This is a genomic window from Alteromonas sp. ISO5, from assembly GCF_058105165.1.
Genome location: NZ_CM176572.1, coordinates 4806807 through 4826595, shown reverse-complemented (window position 1 = coordinate 4826595; position 19789 = coordinate 4806807). Strand labels below are relative to the sequence as shown.

Here is a 19789-nt window from a genome sequence, read left to right as displayed (position 1 = left end):
CGGCTTTATTTCAAACCTTCATTGCCTCGAATTTCTGTTTATTCCGACAAATTTTCTGCTTTAGAAATCTCGCCGCTTTCCGATATAGAACCTGTAGTGAATCTATTATTTGAGAGAGTATGTCCGGTCAGTCGATCCCTGAACAGTTGCGTAAATCGCTTCAGCGTCATGTTGAGGAGGCAGACCTGCACGAAGACGAAGAGCTGACGCAATTAATGGGCAAGTTAAGTGATTTGTCGGCCAAGGTGGCTGCGGCCAAAGCGAAAGCCCTGGCCAAGCGGAAAATTACTCGTTAGGGGTAGGTGAGTTTTCCCGATAATACTCAGGCATCACCCGCACGGTTTTAATCATATTTTCATTAATGTCAATAATTTCAATTGGATAACCTGCTAACCGCAGGCTGACATTATTCTCCGGGATTTCTTCCAGGTACTCCAGAATTAAACCGTTAAGGGTTTTCGGGCCCTCGGTAGGAAAGTTCCAGTCCATCTCTTTATTTAACTCGCGGATATTGGCACTGCCATCCACCAATACGCTACCGTCTTGTTGAATGGAAACTTCCTTACTGTGATCGGGCAGGTTAGTGGTGGTGAAGTCACCAATAATTTCTTCCAGAATGTCTTCCAGCGTTACCAGACCCTGAATATCGCCGTATTCATCAACTACCAGAGCAATCCGTTCTTTCTCTGCCTGGAACTGATACATCAGGGTATGCAGTGGAATTGATTCGGGCGCAAAATAGATTTCTCTTACTGCGCGTAGCAAGGACGCCTTGGTAAATTGATCCTTGGACAATAAGCGCAGCGCATCGCGCACATGTACAAAGCCAACAGCGTCATCAATACTGTCGCGATACAACAATACGCGAGTATGTTGTGACGTAGTGAGCTGTTTCTGGATAATTTTCCAGTCGTCATTAATATCGATCGCCACAATATCACTGCGCGGTACCATAATGTCTTCCGCAGTAACATTTTCTAAATCCAGAATGCTTACCAGCATATCCTGGTGCTTTTTAGGGATCATGGTGCCGGCTTCATAAACCACGGTGCGAAGCTCTTCCCGGCTGAGAGAGTCACCAGCACCATCATGAGGCCTGATACGCATAATCGCCAGAATGCCGTTGGTGATGCCGTTAATAAAAGCAACGAAAGGGTAAAGGACTTTCAGCAACGGAGACAGGATCAGCGAACTGGGAAACGCAATTTTTTCCGGATACAGGGCGGCCAGGGTTTTGGGGGTAACTTCAGCAAAAATCAGCAGAATGATAGTCAGGCCAATAGTGGTGGCAAACACTGCCCAGTATTCGCCAAACCAGCGGGTACAAATAATGGTAGCGATGGCTGAGGCGGCAATGTTGACCAGGTTATTTCCAATAAGGATCAAACCAATCAAACGGTCCGGACGATCGAGGAGTTTCTGGACCCGGTTAGCCCCGCGGTGTCCTTCGCTCTGAAGGTGCTTTAAGCGGTAACGGTTGATAGACATCATTCCAGTTTCCGAACTGGAAAAATAGGCTGAAAGTGCAATCAAAATGCCCAGTGCAATCAGCAGTGCACTGGTAGATATGTCGTCCAACTAAGGAATCCCTTGTACTAATTAGAACCACCAATGTAGACAGTCAGCTACGTGGTTTCAAGTGTTTATTCGGTGAATGCGACTATAAGAGTATTTCGCTGACAAACCGGCTGCCGAAATAAGCCAGAGAGAGCAGAATTACGCCAACTACGGTCAGTGATATGACTTGTTTTCCCCGCCAGCCCCATAATTTCTGGCCAACCAGCAGCACAATAAAAACAATCAAACCGGCAATCGATAATACCGTTTTATGAATGTATCCGCGACTAAACATGTTATCGAGGAAGATAAAGCCACTTAACTGGGCAATTACAAGTAAAATGGTGCCCAACAATATTAGCTTAAACAAAATAGACTCAACCAGCATGAGTGGCGGCAGGGAAGAATGTAATAATCCTGCGCCTTTATGCTTTAGCTGATGAGTTATATATGACATTTGCAACGCATATAAAAAGCCAATCACCAGTGCGCCATAGGCAAACAGTGACAAAGTAATATGAATGACCAGTCCCGGGCGCATGTCGATGTGCATAATATGGCTGACCGGCACAAACATTGACGCCAGAATGGTAAAAGCGGAAAAGCTGAATACGACGGGGAGTAAAATGGTATTGGGCAACAGGCTGCTGCTAACCAGCATTGATAATGTAATCAGCCAGGCGACCAGTGAGAGTACATTAGTAATACTCATATTTTGCCCGGCCTGGGCGGCCAGAATGGCATCGCCCAGATAAAATGAGTGAAACACCACTGCCAGTGCCGCAATACTCAGCGACAGCATGCGGTTGGGTCCCTGATTATGGAAAAATCGCCCCGTCACCGAAACCGCTGAAAACAAATAGGCAGCAACTGCCAGCAGCGCAAACAAGGTAGCCATTCGTTGTAGATAACCCGTTGATGATAAATAAGTCCGTATAGATACGTGAGAATAACAAAGAATTCAACCAGATGTCTGCCTGATTGCGATAAATCGTTAATCCCCCCTACGTAAACAGCGTAAATTTCGGTATACTTCAGCGATTACTTTTTGTTTCAGGTTATTGATTTATGTTTGAGAATCTCTCCGAACGCCTCGGCCAGACACTTCGCAATGTCAGCGGGCGCGGCCGTCTGACCGAAGACAACATCAAAGATACGTTGCGAGAAGTGCGTATGGCACTGCTTGAGGCAGACGTAGCCTTACCGGTTGTTAAGGAATTCGTTAGTCAGGTGAAAGCCCGAGCTGTCGGCACCGAGGTCACCAAAAGCCTTAAACCGGGTCAGGTTTTCATTAAAATAGTTCAGTCCGAACTGGAAGCGGTAATGGGGGAAGCGAACGAAAAGCTGAACCTGGCAACACAACCGCCGGCAGTGGTACTGATGGCCGGTTTACAAGGGGCGGGTAAAACTACCTCTGTGGGTAAACTGGCAAAGTATCTCACCGAGCGTGAGAAGAAAAAGGTCATGGTGGTTAGTGCCGACGTTTACCGTCCGGCTGCCATTAAGCAGCTCGAGACCCTGGCTGAAGAAGTGGGCGTCACGTTTTTCCCGTCCACCATTTTGCAAAAGCCTATCGATATTGTTAATGACGCTATTGATGACGCGCGCAAACAGTTCTTTGATGTACTGTTAGTGGATACCGCCGGTCGTTTGCATGTCGATAACGACATGATGGACGAAATTAAAGGCCTTCATGCTGCGGTTAAGCCGGTGGAAACACTGTTTGTGGTAGATGCCATGACCGGTCAGGATGCGGCGAACACGGCGAAAGCCTTTAATGAAGCTCTGCCACTAACCGGCGTGATTCTGACTAAAGCCGACGGTGATGCCCGTGGTGGTGCTGCCCTGTCGGTACGTAAGATTACTGGTAAGCCGATTAAATTTCTCGGTATGGGCGAGAAACTCGATGCCCTTGAGCCTTTCCATCCGGAACGGATTGCCTCACGTATTCTGGGCATGGGTGATGTGCTAAGCCTTATCGAAGAGGTAGAGCGCAAAGTCGACAAAGACAAGGCCCAGAAACTTGCCAAGAAAGTGCAAAAAGGAAAGGGCTTTGACCTGCAGGACTTTAAAGAGCAGCTCGAACAAATGCGTAACATGGGCGGTATGATGGGGATGCTTGATAAGCTACCTGGCATGGGTAACATGAGCGCCAAAATCAAAGATCAGGCTAACGATAAGCAGTTTGTGCAGATGGAAGCGATTATCAATTCCATGACACCGGGTGAACGTGAAAAGCCAGATATGATTAAAGGGTCACGTAAGCGTCGTATTGCGGCGGGTTCCGGTACCCAAATTCAGGACGTAAACCGGTTGCTCAAGCAGTTTACGCAAATGCAAAAAATGATGAAAAAAATGTCTGGCGGCGGCATGAAGAAAATGATGCGTCAGATGAAAGGCATGATGCCGCCAGGTGGTGGCGGTCCGGGTGGTATGGGCGGAATGTTCCCTCCTCGGTAATGTCGCCAACGCCGAACAGTCTGATGAGTCTGTTCGGCGTTTTAGTATCTGGCACTGCATACTAAAACGATGTAATGCGGCTATACTTGAAATCTCAGTTGATTAAAATCAGGTAGTTGATCGTTACATGGAAAGATCTCACGGTGGCGTGTTACTGATCACAGCATTTTGGTTGGGTATGTACTCTGGTATAGCCGCATTGGCCACAGAGGTATCGGTTGCGAAGCCCGAGGCAGAGATACGTTGGATAAAAAACCCGTCACCGCCTTTTCATATTCTGGAAGGACAGCATACCGGCTATGGTATTTGTGATGTGCTGGTTGATAAAATAAATGACAAGCTGACACCGCTAATTACCACAATCGATATATACCCGCAGTCAAGAATTAACAGATTAACCGGGAGCACCGAGAAGTTTTGTTTTCCCTGCATGATTAAGCGCCAGGATACCGACCGTTTTGTGTATAGCAAAAAAACCACCGTTTACCCGCCTCTGGGTATTATTCTGCGGAAAGAGCTGATGTCAGAATTGTTCCCGAATAATCCGCCGACCCTATCACTCACTGAATTGCTCGGTAACGATTCGCTGATATTCGGTTTTGCCGGTGCACGACGTTTCCCGGATGTGTTACAAACAGCCATCGATGACTATGAGGGGGCCAAAAATGTGCTAGCCCTGCCAGGTGTATTAGGGCCTTTGCGCTTACTGCAGCAAATTGATTTAGAAAGGATCCATTACACACTGGATTATCCCGGTATACTGCGCTATTTCGCTATAAGAGAAAACAACCAGTCGCTCACCTACCTGCCTACTACGGAGTACGGTGACCAGCCCGTTTATGGCGCCATTGGCTGCACCAACAATGTTTGGGGTAAGCGTGCGATAAAAACTATCGACTCTGTGCTTGATGACGTTATTGCTGATCCAGATTACAGGGAAAATCAGACATTTTGGCTGAATACGCTTCCTGAAAATCCTTAAATCGCGATGACTTGTTTATTTAATATACGATTAGTGCGATTTTTCCACCAGAGGTTAAAACTGGCCCCTTCAAACCTGTGCAACAGCACGATTTCATAATAAACTGACGCGTTAATTTCGCCGTGCAGATAAGCCAGCTACAACCAGCGCTGGCAGCGGATCTTCATTTAATTAATCAGACGAACACGGCGAAGATTGTTCTAATAAAGAAACAGGAATCCTATGGCCGGTCTTAAACGAATTATACTTATCGACACTCACTTACCGGGCGTCGTTGAACTTAAGCTTGACGGGCACACCAACATCTGCGGAACCAACGCATCGGGTAAAACCACGTTGCAACGTTTGATCCCGGTTTTTTACGGTGAATATCCCAGCCGGGTAGTCCCTGCAACGCGTGATAGTTTTGAACGCTGGTATCTGCCTCGTCAGTCGTCTTTTATTATTTATGAATACGCTCGTGCTGATGGCGAACTGTGTCAGGCCGTATTAAGTTCCAATGGCACTGGTGTTAACTACCGTTTTATTGCCAAGCCCTTCGATTTGGATGACTACTTGTATCAGCAAAAAAGCGGTAAGCATGCTTCGTTGACATCTACCGAAATTGCTCGCGCGATGAAGCGCAATAATATTGTGGTGTCAAGCCTGTTAACTACCAAGGACTTCCGAGCGGTATTACAAAATGACCAGGGTGTGTTAAATCAAAGCAGCAGTGCCCGCGAGTTACTCGGTTATGCCAAGGTATTCAGTTTAAGCCAGTCCAGTGAGCATTTGCGACATATCGAAAAGCTGGCGAAAGCGGTTCATTCGAAAGAAGGCAAAATGGAAACCATCAAGGCCATGATTGCCGCTATACTGGAAGAAGACGGTGTACAGCCACCTACTTCAAGTTTGTCGAGGAATCGGGTGGATGACTGGATCCGTGAATGCCACCTGATCCGCGCATTCGACAAAGTCCGTCCTGAGTTTACCCGCCTCGAACAAGCCAATATGGCCTTGCAGGAGGCCGAGGGTAACCTGGCAGAAATCAGCCAGGCCTTTGAACTGGATAAATCCAAGCTCACCGCCCGCAGTGAAGAGGCCCGACAACAACTCGATGATGTACTTCATCAGAAAAAGTTGAGTGATAGCACCTGGAATGAACGCCGGGATGAACTTAACCAGCAGGTCTCCGCCTCGCGTGCCGATGTGGAAAAGTACACCGCAGAGCTGGATGCCGTGGAACGCGAGTTTGATAACTGGCAGGATCAGAATATCGAACAGCTCAAAGAAGATGTGGCCAAACTGCCCCAGTGGCAGCGCGATTTAGAGCTGGTCTCCAGTCGTTATACATTGCTTACTGAGCAGCATCAGGATATTGAATCGGCCTATAACCGCCGGGTAGCTGAAATTGGCGAAACCTTAAGTGCCCAGGTAGAAGAACTGTCGGCAGCCCGTCAGGAAGCGGCGGAAAAACGCAGTGAGCAGCAACAGCAGGAGCGGGAAGCTTTACAGGACATTAAAGCCGATTACGACGCACAGATTCAAACTTTGAGCGACAGCTACCATGCCAAACTCAATGAGCTGAAGGTCAGTGAAGCCGAAGCTAAAGTGGCGCTCGCCAACGCCGGTTACAACGAATTTGAACAGTCGCAGTTGGAGCTGCTCGATGCCGCTATTAAAGAGGCGAGTATCAGCGAAGACAGTGTGCGTGGTGAGTACCGCCAAACTCAAAGCAGTTATCAAAAGACGGTTCAGCAACGCGACACCGCTAATCAGGCGCTTGAGAAAGCCCGCACTGCGCACCGCAAAGCAGAACAGCAGGTGGAAGATGTTAATGCACTGCTGTACCCCGGTGAAGGTTCGCTGCTGGAGTATTTGCGCGCCAATGTGGATGAATGGGAGAGCTCAATTGGCCGCCTGATCCGCCCGGAATTACTCGACCGCACGGATCTGCATCCTAAGCCGGCTGAGATTGCTGGTGGCCTGTACGGCGTAGAACTGTCGCTGGAGCATCTGGCAGCGCCAGCTTATGCGCAAACTGAGCAGGATTTAAAACACTCGCTCGGTGCAGCCGAAGCGGCGCTTTCCGATGCGCTGGATAAACAAAACGAATGTGAAGCCGAGCTGGCCAGGTGTAACGAAGCCGTGCGGGTTGCTGAACTGGCCATGACCCGTCAGGACAACGCAGTGCGCAGTGCAGAAGCGGCTCGTAAACGCGCCACACAGGATAAAGAATCGGTACTAAGCGAATATCAGCATGCGCTCAAAGAGCGTAAGCAGCGCGCCAAAACGCAGCTTGAGGCAAACCAGCAAGCGCAGAAAAAACTGCAAAGCCAGTTTGAAATGGACCGTGACGATATTAAAGATCAGCAACGTGAAGCCATGACTGAACACAGCTTCCACTGGCAGCAATTGATTGCCGACAGTGACGCGCGTCTGGCTCAGCTTGATGGTGAAATCAAGCAGGCTAAAGCGTCAGCGGCCAATGACCGGGAGGAAATGGCCAAATGGCTGGAAAACGAGCTTAATCAGCGGGGCCTGGATGTTGATGAAATCGGTCAGCTCAAAAAGCAGGTAAAAAGCCTGAAAGAGTCCATTTATAAAACAGAGACCCAGCGCCATAAAGTCGCCGATTACGACCGCTGGTATCAGACCGTCTTCACCGGTCATAAAGTGACCTGGCAGCAGGGGTTAACCAAAGCCCGTAAAGCGTTGGGTGAGGCTGAAAGGGAGCTCAACGAGCTGCAGGTTCAGTATCGGGAAACCCGCGAGACTTTAAAAACCAAACAGTCTGAGCTGGAAAAATTGCTAAGCGTGGCTACCGAACAGCTTGGTCAGGTGGATACACTGGCGAAGAATCTGGCCAAACAAACGCTGCCCAAAGTTGATGCCGTGGCACAATGGCAACATGATGAGCTTAGCATCACGCAGCGTCTATCCCGCGCTCAGGCGTTACTGAAAGAGCGCGAAGAATTACTCGGTGATATTCGTAATTATGTGGAGCGATTCGACCAGTTGATTGCCGCCCAGGCCGGCACCGGTCTGTCAGACACCTGGGAGCGCGCGCGGGAAGAATGCGCAGTGATTAACTCTCATGGCGTGAAAGGCATTGATCATCGCCGCATGGTGGGGCACTTATCCCAGTTACTAAACGTCATTGTGCCGCAGAAGATTCAAGGGCTGCGCGAGCAGGGCCGGATCTTTGGTGCGGATCTGAGTCAGTACTACTTTGTACTGGCCGATATTGATAAGCGCATTGTCAGTCAGAGCCGTCGTATTAGTAAAGAAGTCGATGGGGAGTTGTTCCTCGACGGCGTGTCTGATTCCGCGGTGAAGATTCGTTCACGCATCAGTGAACTGGAATTCTGGCCGGAGCTGGAGCATTTTCGCACTTTGTACGACAGCTGGATGGAAGAGGGCGCCCACGAACTGCCGGATGATGAATACGGGCAGAGTATGCGCCGCGTGCTGGATATCCTTGGCCGCGCTGCACTGTCTGGTGGTATCAGTAAATTGCTGGATATTGAACTTCACCTGCGTGAGGGCAACAGTGATTTGGTGATCCGCACCGACAGGCAACTGAATGAGTCTTCCAGCCATGGTATGGCTTACCTGATTTTATGTAAGTTCCTGCTGGCCTTTACCCGTTTGTTGCGTGGTGAAGCGGACGCGGTGATCCACTGGCCAATCGACGAGCTGGGTACCTTGCACCAAAGCAATGTGAAAAAGATTTTCGATGCCTGTCAGGCCAACAATATCAGTGTGGTCGGCGCATTCCCGAATCCGGAGTCCGATGTGTTAAAACTGTTTGAGAACCGTTATCTCATCGACAAAGTGTCCAAACAATTGCAGGTGGTTCAGCCGAAAAGCTCTAACCTGTCATCATTGATTCAGGCCCGTAAAGCCAAGCAGGAGGTGTCAGCATGATGACCGAACAGGGCAAGGTATTAAGCGCATTACTTAATGGCCAGTTTATTTGTCAGGTGAGTGATGAAGACAGCTGGCGGTTTTTAAAAAGCCGCGATAATGCCAGTAAACTTGAACCCCACTTAAATCTGCTTAACCGCACTCTGGCCACCACCGGTGAAGGCGAAGTGTTTTTTGCCGGCTACCTCACCCTGGGTGACGAAGAGCGTAAAGTGTTACTGCAGCAGTTTCAGGAAACCACCTCCAGTCTGGTGCCATTGGTGGAGTGGTTGTTACTGGTTCAACAGGCCAGTGAATCGGATATGCCGCTCACCATGGGCAACGCGATACGCTTAAATGAGCTGCAAACCGTTATCGAAGACACGCCGGCTTACAGTGAACAACTGGAGAAAATCTCCCGGTACCGATTATTCGGCTCCACCAGTGTGAACCTGGAAGGTCAGCTCAAACAGGTATTTAAAAAACTCACGGATTTAGGTTACCTGATGAAACCGAATCCGGAAAAGCAAATCTACCTGGCTACCGGTAAGGTTGAGCACCTGTTCGAAGTGATCCGTTTCATAGACGAAACTGAATCGCTGTCGTTATCTGAGCAGGCGGAAGCGGCTATTCAACAGGGCAGTCTGCTATGAGTCAGGTGCTGATCCAGGCGGGGAGCCGATTTTTGAATGCACTGGGTCGCCACAGCGACCTGATTATGCATGCTTACGTGAATGGGTCGGTGGATGAGTCTAATTTTAGTCGCAAGATACTTGAGCAGCTCATTCAGTTGGGGATTTTGTGGCGCCCGGACCCACAGAGCGCGTTGCGGCTTAAAAGTGCGGTCAGAAATTTGCTGGAAAGCGGCCTGCAGGATGAGCGTAACCGCAACATTAATGCCAATATCGGCACCGCGCTGGCGAGCCTGAAAACCATTGCGGAGCACTATAAAGAGTCGCTGCACTACAACCGGTTTAACGAAGCCCACGCGTACATGACCGACCTGACCGAGCACGTATACCAGCTTACCGAATCGCTGGCTAACAGCGTGCGGGTGATGTTTAGCCGCATTAATAACGAGTTTGGTTATGTGTCGTCGGTGGAAGCCAAAATCCGTGAAAACGAGCTGGCGCAGGGGCAGGTGTCAGAACTGCTTAATCAACTGGAATGTTTCCGCTTTGATGAGCTCAGTGAGATCGCTGGCAGCAATCGTGAACTTCGTCATTTATTGGTAGTGGCACTGCAACAGAGCTTTTCTAAAGCCACCCAGGAACTGTCTGTTGCGCAAGCACGACTGCTCGACTTACTTGGGCGTTTTCGTGAGTTTCAGGGGCGTACACGGTTGCTTAAGGGCTTTTTACTGCACCTGGAGCATCACCCTGACTTTGCGCCGGGGAATTACCCCAATCTTACCCAGGTGCCGGTGCTGTTTAATCAGTCTGCGGCGATGCTGAAGCCGGCCAGCATTGACGTTAATCAGGTAGCTCACGAACAGGAATTACAGCAGATTGTTGCTTCGTTGAGCTGTGTGTATCGCCGTAAGCCCACGGTGAGTGAACCGGAGAAAGCATCGACCATTGATATCAGTGAACAGCAGTCAGTGGATTTAGAAAGCGATCCGCTACAGGAAGAAGTGGATGCCTATTTCTGTGAAGTGATTGACAACGGTCAGGCATTATCGGCGTTGGATTATTTCAGCCAGCACGAGCTGGAGTTTGATCCGGAAGTGTGGATTTATCAGGTGATTGGCGGTTATCAGGCCCTTGATGATGAAGACAAGTTATTCTTTGCTATTGATCCGGTCGGGCGCGTGGATGAAAGATATACCGGTAATTTTGTGATCCATGATGTGACTTTAGGACTAAAATAACAGTACCCAATCAGCGTGATACAAAAACGGCCCGCTGTCGGGGAGACAGGAGCCGTTTTTTATTGCCATAAAAAGCTGGTTTTTAGATGAAATTGGTCTTGGCAAATCAGAATTTAAACTTATACTTAACATTTGTATAACATGATAGGGTACTATCTGTTAAAGAAGTTACCGGCCGGATGCTGGTTGTAGTGAACAGGAGCTGTTATGCATTTGTCAGAAGAACAAAAATTTAATCAGGCACTGATAAAACTTGCGGTATTGTTTTATCAGGTCGACAGAAAAATTCTGCTCAGCGAGCAGGACTACCTTGAAGAGCTGGTAGAATCCCTTGAATGGGACAGTCCAATCTGCCGTGAAGCTTACGTTAACGAAGTTATCTACCAAACCCGAACGGCCCTGGATACCGGTGAAGCCGCGGATATTTTGCGTAGCTTGCAATCTGATCTGGCGTTTAATGCTAACCAGGCACTGGAAGTGGCCATGGCGATGTCCGGTGTAGACGGCGAGCGCAGTGAAGAAGAAACTGAGTTACTGAGCTTGTTAACCCACAAAATACTGGCCCGGCAACTCACCGCTAGTCGGGTAGAGTTACCAGTAGCTTCCTGACGCATTTCTTGAAAAGCAGCCGGAACGAAGGTAGGGTCATGGGTATTTAGTGTAATCAAACTATCCCTGCCTGATGAAACTATTTCGGCTGTTTTGCTTGGTGGTATTGGTGATAACTGGCTCAGCCATGCTGTTAAGCAGTTGTCAGCAAACCCGCGATCTACGATTTTCTCCGTCGGACAGCCTTGTGCCGACCACAATTACCCCATTTAGCGCTTACCAGCAAGCCGTTGCCAACTGGCTTAGTGGACACCGGCAAGCCACCGGTTCAGATAAGCGCTGGGAAGTCCAAATCAATACCCCTTTCGAATGTGGTGTCGGTAATACAAAAGGGGTGTTGTTTATCCATGGTCTGGGTGATTCGCCGTACTTTTTTCGGGATGTTGCCAAACGCTTGTGTGCCCGTGATGTGTGGGTTAGGGCTATTTTGTTGCCAGGCCATGGCTCCAAACCCGGCGATATGCTGAACGCCAGCTATAAACTATGGCAACATGCCACGAATTTCCACGTTGAGCAGTTCTCACGCGAGGTTGATGAGTTATATCTGGCCGGATTTTCCACCGGCACTAATCTGGCCGTCGTAGCCGTAGGTCAGCGTGATGATATTGCCGGTTTATTGCTGTTTTCGCCGGCGTTTGAATCCCGGTTTGCGGTAACCTGGCTGGCACCGTATTTAACCGCTGTCTTTAGCTGGCCCAATGTTGAACCTGAAGATAACCCGACACGTTATAATTCCATGGCCATGCAAGGGTTTGCCGCCTATCAGAAAAGCGTTGATGCGGTTCAGGCGTCATTGCATCAGCAACCGGTTACTGTACCCGCGTTACTGGTGGTGCCAGAGGGCGATAGTGTGGTTGATGTAAATACGGTAGCCGAGCTTTACATGGCGTATTTTCGTCACCCGACGAGTCAGTTGTTGTGGTTGGGTGAAGAAGAAGATGCGCCTGCTGACAGCCAGGTGCTTAGCATGACAATACCGGCGCAGCGGATCGGTGCAGCCTCGCATATGAGTGTATTGTTTAGTGCGGCCAATCCCTTGTATGGGATCGGTGGAGCCCAGAGGATTTGTGATAATGGTCAGGGCAGCAGTAAAACAAAGCGTTGTGAAGCGGGCGAGGAGGTCTGGTATGGCCCCTGGGGCTTAACCGAGGAAGGCAAGGTGTTTGCACGTCTTACTTATAACCCTTACTTCGACACTATGATCGGGGCGATTGAACAACTGCTGGAAATTGACCCACAAAAGGTGGTAAAGGAGTAACCAGGTACTTCAGTCAACGTCGAGCAATTGCCCGAATAAACTATCTCATCAAGCATATACTTTTACAGTGATAAATTCTCATTATGGCTGAAGCCGTCGTTAGCTGGATGGCTGCCTACGGACAGTCTGTACGTATAGAAGGCGCCTAATATCCCTTTCTCTGAAAACCCAGATTATAGTTTTTCAGGAGAAACAGGTCTTACTATGAAGTCTTAGCAATAACTTGTTATATTCCAGTAATAGCGAAGTCTATAGCATCTATTAGCATTTCTCTGGATTGCTCCAGCGAACCAACTCGGTCATGGAGCACGTCTTCGGGTATAGAGCTAAGTTGTTGGGCTAGAAATAAGTATGTTGCGCCTTCGATTTCTATCTCCGGCGTCAATTTTTTCATGTAAAGACTGTGTTGGCTCTCTAGTTACTAGTGGTAAGCATGTAACTTTGAGCGGCCCGTCTGGCTGTGGAAAAACAACACTCGCCAAAAAGTCATTGGATGAAGCAGGCTTCGGCCCTGGCAAAACTCATTGGATATCTGGCAGGGACCATTCTCATACAGAAGAATTGAGCCAAATATTTTGCAAGGAATTTTCTTGTGAAAATGATCAAGATGAGATTCTTTTATGTTTGCAAGCAGCTGGAATTGTTGTCCTTGATGACTTTCATCACCTTACTGAAAAAGTGAGAAATGATATAGGTTACAAGCTCAAACGATGGCATGAACAAGAGGTTCGGTTCTTTGTTATCGGGATAGCTAGTTCAAGTAAAAAAATGCTTGATATTGATTCTGAGCTTGGGATAAGAAATGACGTTTACGAAATGAAGCGCCAAGAAGACAAGTTTTGTGAACAAGTAATTGAACTTGGTGAAAAGCATCTAAACATAAAAGTTTCTGATGATGCGCGTTCTCAATTCGTAAAAGCTGCTGATGGAATACCATCAGCGATACAAGTAATTTGTAGGGTTGCTTGTATTAGAAAAAAGATACTCAAAACCCAGGAATCTCCACAAAGTGTAGATTGCCAAATGGAAGAAATTAAGGATGGAGTATTAAGGATCTATAGAGGAAAGTACCACAATAAGCTAGTAGGACTTTGTAAAGGAAAGCAACAAGCTAGATCTGTTCATAATACTTATTTCGATATTATCAAGATAATAGGGATTGTTGGTAAAGGAGAAATTCAGTTCCAAGAAATCCAACAAAGACTATTGGCGTCAATTGATGATGCTAAAGAAAAAGCAAAGAAGACAACATCTTTTCACAATTGTCTTAAATACCTGCCTTCAGTCATAGAAGAGCGAGGTCTCGAAGACGCTATATATGTCAATCGTGATTCGGAGAGTATATCAATTGAAGACCCTTCTTTCGGGCTGTATTTAAGCCTTACAAACCTAGATGAAATCGGCCAGTCAATTAAACTAAGGCGTACAGGCTATCCTTGGGATGTTGCAGTTTCATTTGCTGGAGAGGACAGGCCTATTGTTGAGAAGGTTAAAGATATCCTGAATAGTTCTGGCTATACGGTTTTCTATGACTTTGATGTTCAACATCAACTTTGGGGAACCGATCTGAGAATCAAGCTAGCAGATGTTTATGCAAACGATGCCCAATATATGGTCATATTTTTATCTAATCATTACCCTGAAAAAGATTGGACAAATTTCGAACTGGAAATAGGAAAAGAGGCGAGAGGAAAAAGAACTGAAACATATTTACTCCCAGTGGTGATTGATGAAGTTCCTATTGTAGGGCTATCGTCAAATGTCGGTTACATAGATCTGAGAAGATGCAAGCCTGAAGATCTAGCAAACTCCTTGATCGAGAAAATAGAGCAGGGCTAACAAGGCGCTGCTGTCGGATAGATTTTCCGCTGCGCTCCAAATTTGCCGCAGAGCGCGGTGTTAGGTTCCCACATGGATATTAAGATGAGTGAAGAAAAGCAAAACCTTTCTTGGCTACTCTCTGGTCTTTCAGAGATGAAGGCAGAATCTTTAAAAGATAGCCAAAAGCACTTCAAGAAAGAAATAGAATTAATCGACTTTATAGCTGCAGTACTTAGTGGTTTAGCTTTTTTTACAATGACAAACCAGCGCAATGAAAACATATTACTCTCTAGTACTTACCCATCTAGCGATTGGAAATTTCACGCCCACCTGACAGATTTGATTAATACTTTTATTTCAATAAAAGAGCTCTGTATAAACGGGTTTGATACCCAAGCAAGATCTTTAGTTAGAGTCTTGGATGAGAGGATCTATCAAAATCTAATCCTATTCTCGAACTCTGAGGATTACAAAACATGGGATGCAGCGGAAAGCTCAAAGCAAGCGCACTATGAACTATTTAGTAAGAAGAAATTTATCTTTAAAAAGATTAAGGCTTTAGAAGAAAAGTACTTAAAACAAAAAAATACTCAGGAAGCGCTAATTATACGAAAAGAAAATGAAGAGTATTATTCTGATAGTATTCATGGAGCGAGCATTAGTATATACGCGGGTTCCGTAGCATACCCATTTAGCAATCTAGATGATGGCCCATTTTTCTCAACGCTATATGGCAGAGCATCTTCTTGCTCGTATCAGACTCTACATCACTCAATAGGTCAAATGGCGTACTTCGTAATTATGATGGACGCAATACTCGAAGATGTTCATTCTTTAAAGAATATTGAGACTAGCGACTTAATTGATACTTACCGAAACAACAGGTACCAAATTATAGAGAAAGCAATTAACCTTATATTAGCGGATGAACATTGAGATGAAGCTAACAAGTCTCATCATTCGGACAGTGTAGACTGTAAACACTGCCGATTTTTGAGGCGTTTCAAGGTCCGCTGTTTGTCTTAAGCAGACTAAGCTACCTGAATTTCTGATGTGTGCTATTCGCTCATAACCTTCCTGGAAGGTAAGCTACAGTATTTTCCGCCGTAACGAAAACAGCCCGCACTAAGCGGGCTGATTAGTACCAAAGGAATGGTTTTAAACTTCGGCAGCCGCCAGTTCATCCTCGAGCTGTCTGGTCTCATCTGCCCGTGGTTTGGTAAAACGGGCCAGACCAAGGTAGATAACCGGCGTCAGGTAAAGGGTAAAGATTACCGCAATACCAAGCCCACCAAACACCACCCAGCCAATGGCGTTACGGGCTTCGGCACCGGCGCCGCTGGACAGAATGAGCGGTAGTCCACCTAAAATCGTGGAAACCAGCGTCATCATAATCGGCCGCAGGCGAACCTTACCGGCTTCAACTATTGCGTCGTATACACCATAACCACGATCACGTAATTGGTCAGCAAATTCAACCAGCAAAATCGCATTCTTGGCCAGCAGACCTATCAGCATCACCAGACCAATTTGTGAATACACATTTATAGACGTATTAGTAAGGTAAAGGGCATAAATTGCAGCAGCGATACCGAACGGCACGGTGAGCATAACAACCACGGCACTGTTCACACTTTCAAACTGCGCGGCCAGTACTAAAAACACAATCACAAAAGCCAGGATATACGTCATGGCGACTTGTTGTGAGGTTTCTTCATAGGCTTGTGCCTCGCCGAGGAAAATCGTACCAATGCCTTCCGGCAGCACTTCGTCACCAATGTTCCTTAACTTTGTTACGGCTTCATTGATGGTGATATCTTCCGGCATGCTCATGTCGAGTTTAATTGCCCGGCGTTGGGCCTGACGTTCAAGCTCCGCGGCTACGCCTTCCTCAGTAATATAGGCCACGCTGGATAACGGAATAAGACTGCCGTTATCTGACTTCACGTACAGGTTGGTCAGGTCAGACGGATCGCTGGTGTTTCTGTCATTGGTTTGCAGAATGATGGGGATAGCCTGATCACCAATATTCAAATCAATGATGTCATTACCACCGATAGCGGCGCGCAGCGTCGAGGAAATATCACTGAGCGGAACACCTAACTCATCTGCCCGGCGGCGGTCGATATTAACCCGCAGTTGTGGCTGAGTAGGTTTATAGCTGATTCGGGGCGTACCCAGCTCTGGCATTTGCTCTTCTATGGCTGCAGCATAAATCAGGGCGGCGTCATAAATACGCTCGTAGGTGTCACCGGTAAGCGCCAGTTCAAGGCCGCCACTCTGGCCACGCAGGTTGAGACTGTTGCCACCAAAAGCATTCCCTGGTGCGCCAGGCACTGATTGCAATTTAGGCCGTATTTCGCTAATGATTTCCTGAACCGATTTGTCACGTTCATCCCAGTGTTTCAAATCTGCGGTAATGAACACGATATTGGGATCCCAACTGCCCACCACCGTATAAATAGAAGCGATTTCTCCACTTTCTACATAAGGCATTAGCAGGCTTTCCATGCTCATGGCCTGGCGGTCCATAAAGTTGCGCCCCACACCGTCAGGACCACGGGCAAATATACGAATGGTGCCGCGGTCCTCGCTGGGCAGTAACTCGTTCTCAATGCTCTGTGATGTAAAATAAGCGCCGCCAGCAGCCAGTAAACACAGAACCAGCACTAACCAGGCGTGTTTTAACGACCAGACCAGGGAGGTTTTATAAAACTGCAGGCAATAGTGACCAACACGGCCCAGCGTGGCGTCAAACAAACTACGTTTATTGGCTTTTGGTGATTTCACCGGCAGTCGGGCGGTTAACGCGGGCACCAAAGACAAGGCCACAAAAGATGAAATGATCACTGAGCCGGCCAGCACACCGCCGAACTCCCGGAACAAGCGTCCGGCCGTTGAGGGCAGAAAAGCAATAGGGATAAACACCGAAGCCAGCACCGCCGTGGTAGCGATAACCGCGAAAAACACTTCACGGGTGCCAATTACAGCTGCTGCTCTGGCGCCTAAACCCATGGTCCGGCGGCGCTGAATGTTTTCTGATACCACGATGGCATCATCTACAATCATACCCGTGGCCAGCACCAGCGCCAGCAGGGTCAGAATATTTACCGAAAAGCCGAGTAACCAGATAATCGCCAGTGCACCAGTCAGTGACACCGGAATGGATAACGCAGGTACGATGGTTGCTCGCCATGAACCGATGAAAAACAGCAGGGTGAAGACCACCAGAATAATGGTTAACCCCAGGGAAAAGGCGACCTCTTCAACAGAGTCGCGAATGAATTCGGCGTCGTCGGAGGTGACCTGAATTTGCATTTCAGGAAAGCGCTCATCAAAGGTGTCGACCATGGCCAGAATTTCATCGGAAATTTCGATGGTGTTTGAGCTGGCCTGACGGATAACGCCAAGGCCAATAACCGGTTTTCCGTCCAGACGCACAGCGCTGGTTGAGTCGGCCGGGCCAAAGTAAACACTGGCCACATCACCTATGCGGGTATCGCCGGTGATCACAATGTCTTTGATATCTTCGGCGGTTAGCGAGGTGGCGTCGGCTCGTACAATCAGCATCTGATCGCTGGACTGGATGCTGCCCGCCGGAACGTCAAACGGGGCAGTACGCAGCACATTGGCTACGTCTGTCATCGACAAACCAAAGCTGGTAAGACGTAATGGATCCACTGATACCCGCAGTACTCGCGCGCGGTCGCCATTCAGGGTCACATCTGCCACCCCGGGGATACTTAAAAATAGCGGTGCTAAATCGGTATCAACCCGTTCGGTGAGTGTTTCTGTGTCGAGGGTTTCGCTGGAAATAGCCAGACTCACAACGGCCTGAGCATCATTGTCTGCTTTAATAATAGAAACCTGCTCAACTTCGTCGGGCAATTGCCGTTGTACCCGGCTGACTGACTCGCGGGTTTCGTTGGCGGCATCGTCGAGGTTAATGCCGGGGCGAAACTCCACCCGCACCCGGGCAGAGTTTTCTTCGCTCTGTGCGTAGATATTCTTAACGCCGCTCACCCGGGCAACGGCACCTTCAAGGTGGGCAGTCACCTCAGCATCCACGGTTTCCGGTGACGCATTAGGATACTGTGCACTTACCGTAATGGTTGGCGTATCCACATCGGGCAGTTCACGCACTTCGAGCCCGTTTAAGGCGGCATAGCCTGCAATAACAATCAGCAGGTTTAAAACAATGATAAGTACCGGACGGCGAATCGATAACGAGGGGAGGTCGTTATGATTGTCAGCAAGGTTACTCATTGGTGTCTCTCCGCGCCAATGAGGTGGTAATGGACTGACCTTCACGCAGCGACTGGATACCTTCAGCAACCAGCATATCGCCGTCGTTTAAATCGCCACTCACCAAAATAGTTCCGCGCAGACGCTGATGCACGCTCACATCCACACGCTTGGCTTTATTATCCACTGCGATATAGATGTAAGCGCCGGTAGCTCCCCACAATAAAGCGGCTTCAGGGATAGCGGCGTAACGCTCACCCTGCAGATTGAGTTTTACCCGAAAGCTCATACCCGGGCGATATAAATCACGTGCATTAGGTAATAGAGCACGGGCCGCCATGGTACGATCGGTATTATTGATGCGCGAGTCCAACTGCGCGATATCCGCGGTTAGCGACACATCCCTCGAAGACCAGGGCTGCAAGGTCACCGAGGTTTTCGACATTAACAGCGACACGGCAGACTCTGGTGCACGGAAATTGACATATAAACTGGTACGGTCGTCGAGGGTGGTTATCACTGTCGTGGTGGTAATCCGATCGCCGACTTCCACATCGGTTAAACCCACATAGCCGGAAAAAGGCGCCGCAATGTGACGATCTTCCAAATCAGCTTTGGCTTCGTCGAGAGTTACTTTCGCCAGATCGCGGGCGGTGCGGGCGATATCGATTTCACTTTCTGCTACTGCGCCCCGGTCGCGACTGTCAACCAGACGTTTCAGCGCCCGCTCAGCGTCCTCAAGCTGCAATTCAGCGCGGCGCACAGCAACCACCTGACGACGATCATCCAGGGTCAGTAAAATATCGCCTTTTTTCACTTTTTGACCCGGCACAAAATTTACCGCGGTCACTTCATCAGCCACTGCGGGGTAGAGGGTGACAGATTTAACTGCTTCTGCGGTACCCACAGCCTCGACGTTTTTTTGTTCGTGCATAAACTCAATTTTATTGAGGACTACCAGTTTGGCACTGTTTCCTTTGCCGCCCCAGCTTTGTGCTGAGACCGGCGTAGCCATTAGCACCAGATGTGCCAGAGCGCCTATACAAAGCATTCTTTTCAAATTTTTTATCATGTCGCTTCCTGAATACCTCCATCATCA

At 48.3% G+C, this 19789-nt stretch carries 15 protein-coding genes; 10 read left to right on the top strand and 5 right to left on the bottom strand.

Features of this window, described 5'->3' with window-relative positions:
• Nucleotides 1-119 precede the first annotated feature (119 nt).
• Nucleotides 120-296, top strand: coding sequence for a hypothetical protein (locus AC2T0J_RS21865; protein WP_164464666.1), 177 nt, complete (start codon nt 120-122; stop codon nt 294-296).
• On the opposite strand, the gene AC2T0J_RS21860 is transcribed toward AC2T0J_RS21865, so the two are convergent.
• Both AC2T0J_RS21860 and AC2T0J_RS21855 read right to left on the bottom strand, forming a co-directional pair.
• A complete protein-coding gene (locus AC2T0J_RS21860; protein ID WP_489807835.1) occupies nt 286-1578 on the bottom strand; it encodes an HlyC/CorC family transporter in 1293 nt (430 codons plus the stop codon). The genes AC2T0J_RS21865 and AC2T0J_RS21860 overlap by 11 nt on opposite strands.
• 82 nt (nt 1579-1660) lie before the next feature.
• A complete protein-coding gene (locus AC2T0J_RS21855; protein WP_489807834.1) occupies nt 1661-2455 on the bottom strand; it encodes a cytochrome C assembly family protein in 795 nt (264 codons plus the stop codon).
• Between the two features lie 170 nt (nt 2456-2625).
• On the opposite strand from AC2T0J_RS21855, the gene ffh reads away from it, so the two are divergent.
• The 7 genes from ffh (at nt 2626) to AC2T0J_RS21820 (ending at nt 12624) form a co-directional block, all read left to right on the top strand.
• On the top strand, nt 2626-4017 hold the full coding sequence (gene ffh, locus AC2T0J_RS21850) for a signal recognition particle protein (RefSeq protein ID WP_489807833.1): 1392 nt from the start codon (nt 2626-2628) through the stop codon (nt 4015-4017).
• A gap of 127 nt (nt 4018-4144) precedes the next feature.
• A complete protein-coding gene (locus AC2T0J_RS21845; protein ID WP_489807832.1) occupies nt 4145-4999 on the top strand; it encodes a hypothetical protein in 855 nt (284 codons plus the stop codon).
• A 222-nt stretch (nt 5000-5221) separates the two neighbouring features.
• A complete protein-coding gene (locus tag AC2T0J_RS21840) occupies nt 5222-8908 on the top strand; it encodes an ATP-binding protein (protein WP_489807831.1) in 3687 nt (1228 codons plus the stop codon).
• On the top strand, nt 8905-9540 hold the full coding sequence (locus tag AC2T0J_RS21835) for a condensin complex protein MksE (RefSeq protein ID WP_489807830.1): 636 nt from the start codon (nt 8905-8907) through the stop codon (nt 9538-9540). Before AC2T0J_RS21840 ends, AC2T0J_RS21835 begins: the two co-directional genes overlap by 4 nt.
• Nucleotides 9537-10757: a phosphoenolpyruvate carboxylase gene (locus AC2T0J_RS21830; protein ID WP_489807829.1), complete on the top strand. Its 1221-nt coding sequence runs from the start codon at nt 9537-9539 to the stop codon at nt 10755-10757. The genes AC2T0J_RS21835 and AC2T0J_RS21830 overlap by 4 nt, the downstream gene beginning before the upstream one ends.
• A 207-nt stretch (nt 10758-10964) precedes the next feature.
• Nucleotides 10965-11366, top strand: a complete 402-nt coding sequence (locus AC2T0J_RS21825) for a TerB family tellurite resistance protein (protein WP_489807828.1) — start codon at nt 10965-10967, stop codon at nt 11364-11366.
• A gap of 109 nt (nt 11367-11475) precedes the next feature.
• On the top strand, nt 11476-12624 hold the full coding sequence (locus AC2T0J_RS21820) for an alpha/beta hydrolase (protein WP_489807827.1): 1149 nt from the start codon (nt 11476-11478) through the stop codon (nt 12622-12624).
• A gap of 226 nt (nt 12625-12850) precedes the next feature.
• Here the strand turns inward: AC2T0J_RS21820 and AC2T0J_RS21815 are convergent, their stop codons facing one another.
• Complete coding sequence (locus AC2T0J_RS21815) at nt 12851-13018, bottom strand: CcdB family protein (RefSeq protein WP_489807826.1); 168 nt, start codon at nt 13016-13018, stop codon at nt 12851-12853.
• A gap of 47 nt (nt 13019-13065) precedes the next feature.
• Here AC2T0J_RS21815 and AC2T0J_RS21810 point away from each other — a divergent pair, with 47 nt between their 5' ends.
• On the top strand, nt 13066-14463 hold the full coding sequence (locus tag AC2T0J_RS21810; protein WP_489807825.1) for a TIR domain-containing protein: 1398 nt from the start codon (nt 13066-13068) through the stop codon (nt 14461-14463).
• 84 nt (nt 14464-14547) lie between these two features.
• Nucleotides 14548-15381 carry a DUF5677 domain-containing protein gene (locus AC2T0J_RS21805; RefSeq protein ID WP_489807824.1) on the top strand — a complete coding sequence of 278 codons (834 nt, stop codon included), beginning with the start codon at nt 14548-14550 and terminating at the stop codon, nt 15379-15381.
• Between the two features lie 222 nt (nt 15382-15603).
• Here the strand turns inward: AC2T0J_RS21805 and AC2T0J_RS21800 are convergent, their stop codons facing one another.
• Nucleotides 15604-18711 (bottom strand): efflux RND transporter permease subunit, encoded by a 3108-nt coding sequence (locus AC2T0J_RS21800; protein WP_489807823.1) that lies wholly within the window; start codon nt 18709-18711, stop codon nt 15604-15606.
• A complete protein-coding gene (locus AC2T0J_RS21795; RefSeq protein WP_489807822.1) occupies nt 18704-19762 on the bottom strand; it encodes an efflux RND transporter periplasmic adaptor subunit in 1059 nt (352 codons plus the stop codon). Before AC2T0J_RS21795 ends, AC2T0J_RS21800 begins: the two co-directional genes overlap by 8 nt.
• Between the last annotated feature and the right edge of the window lie 27 nt (nt 19763-19789).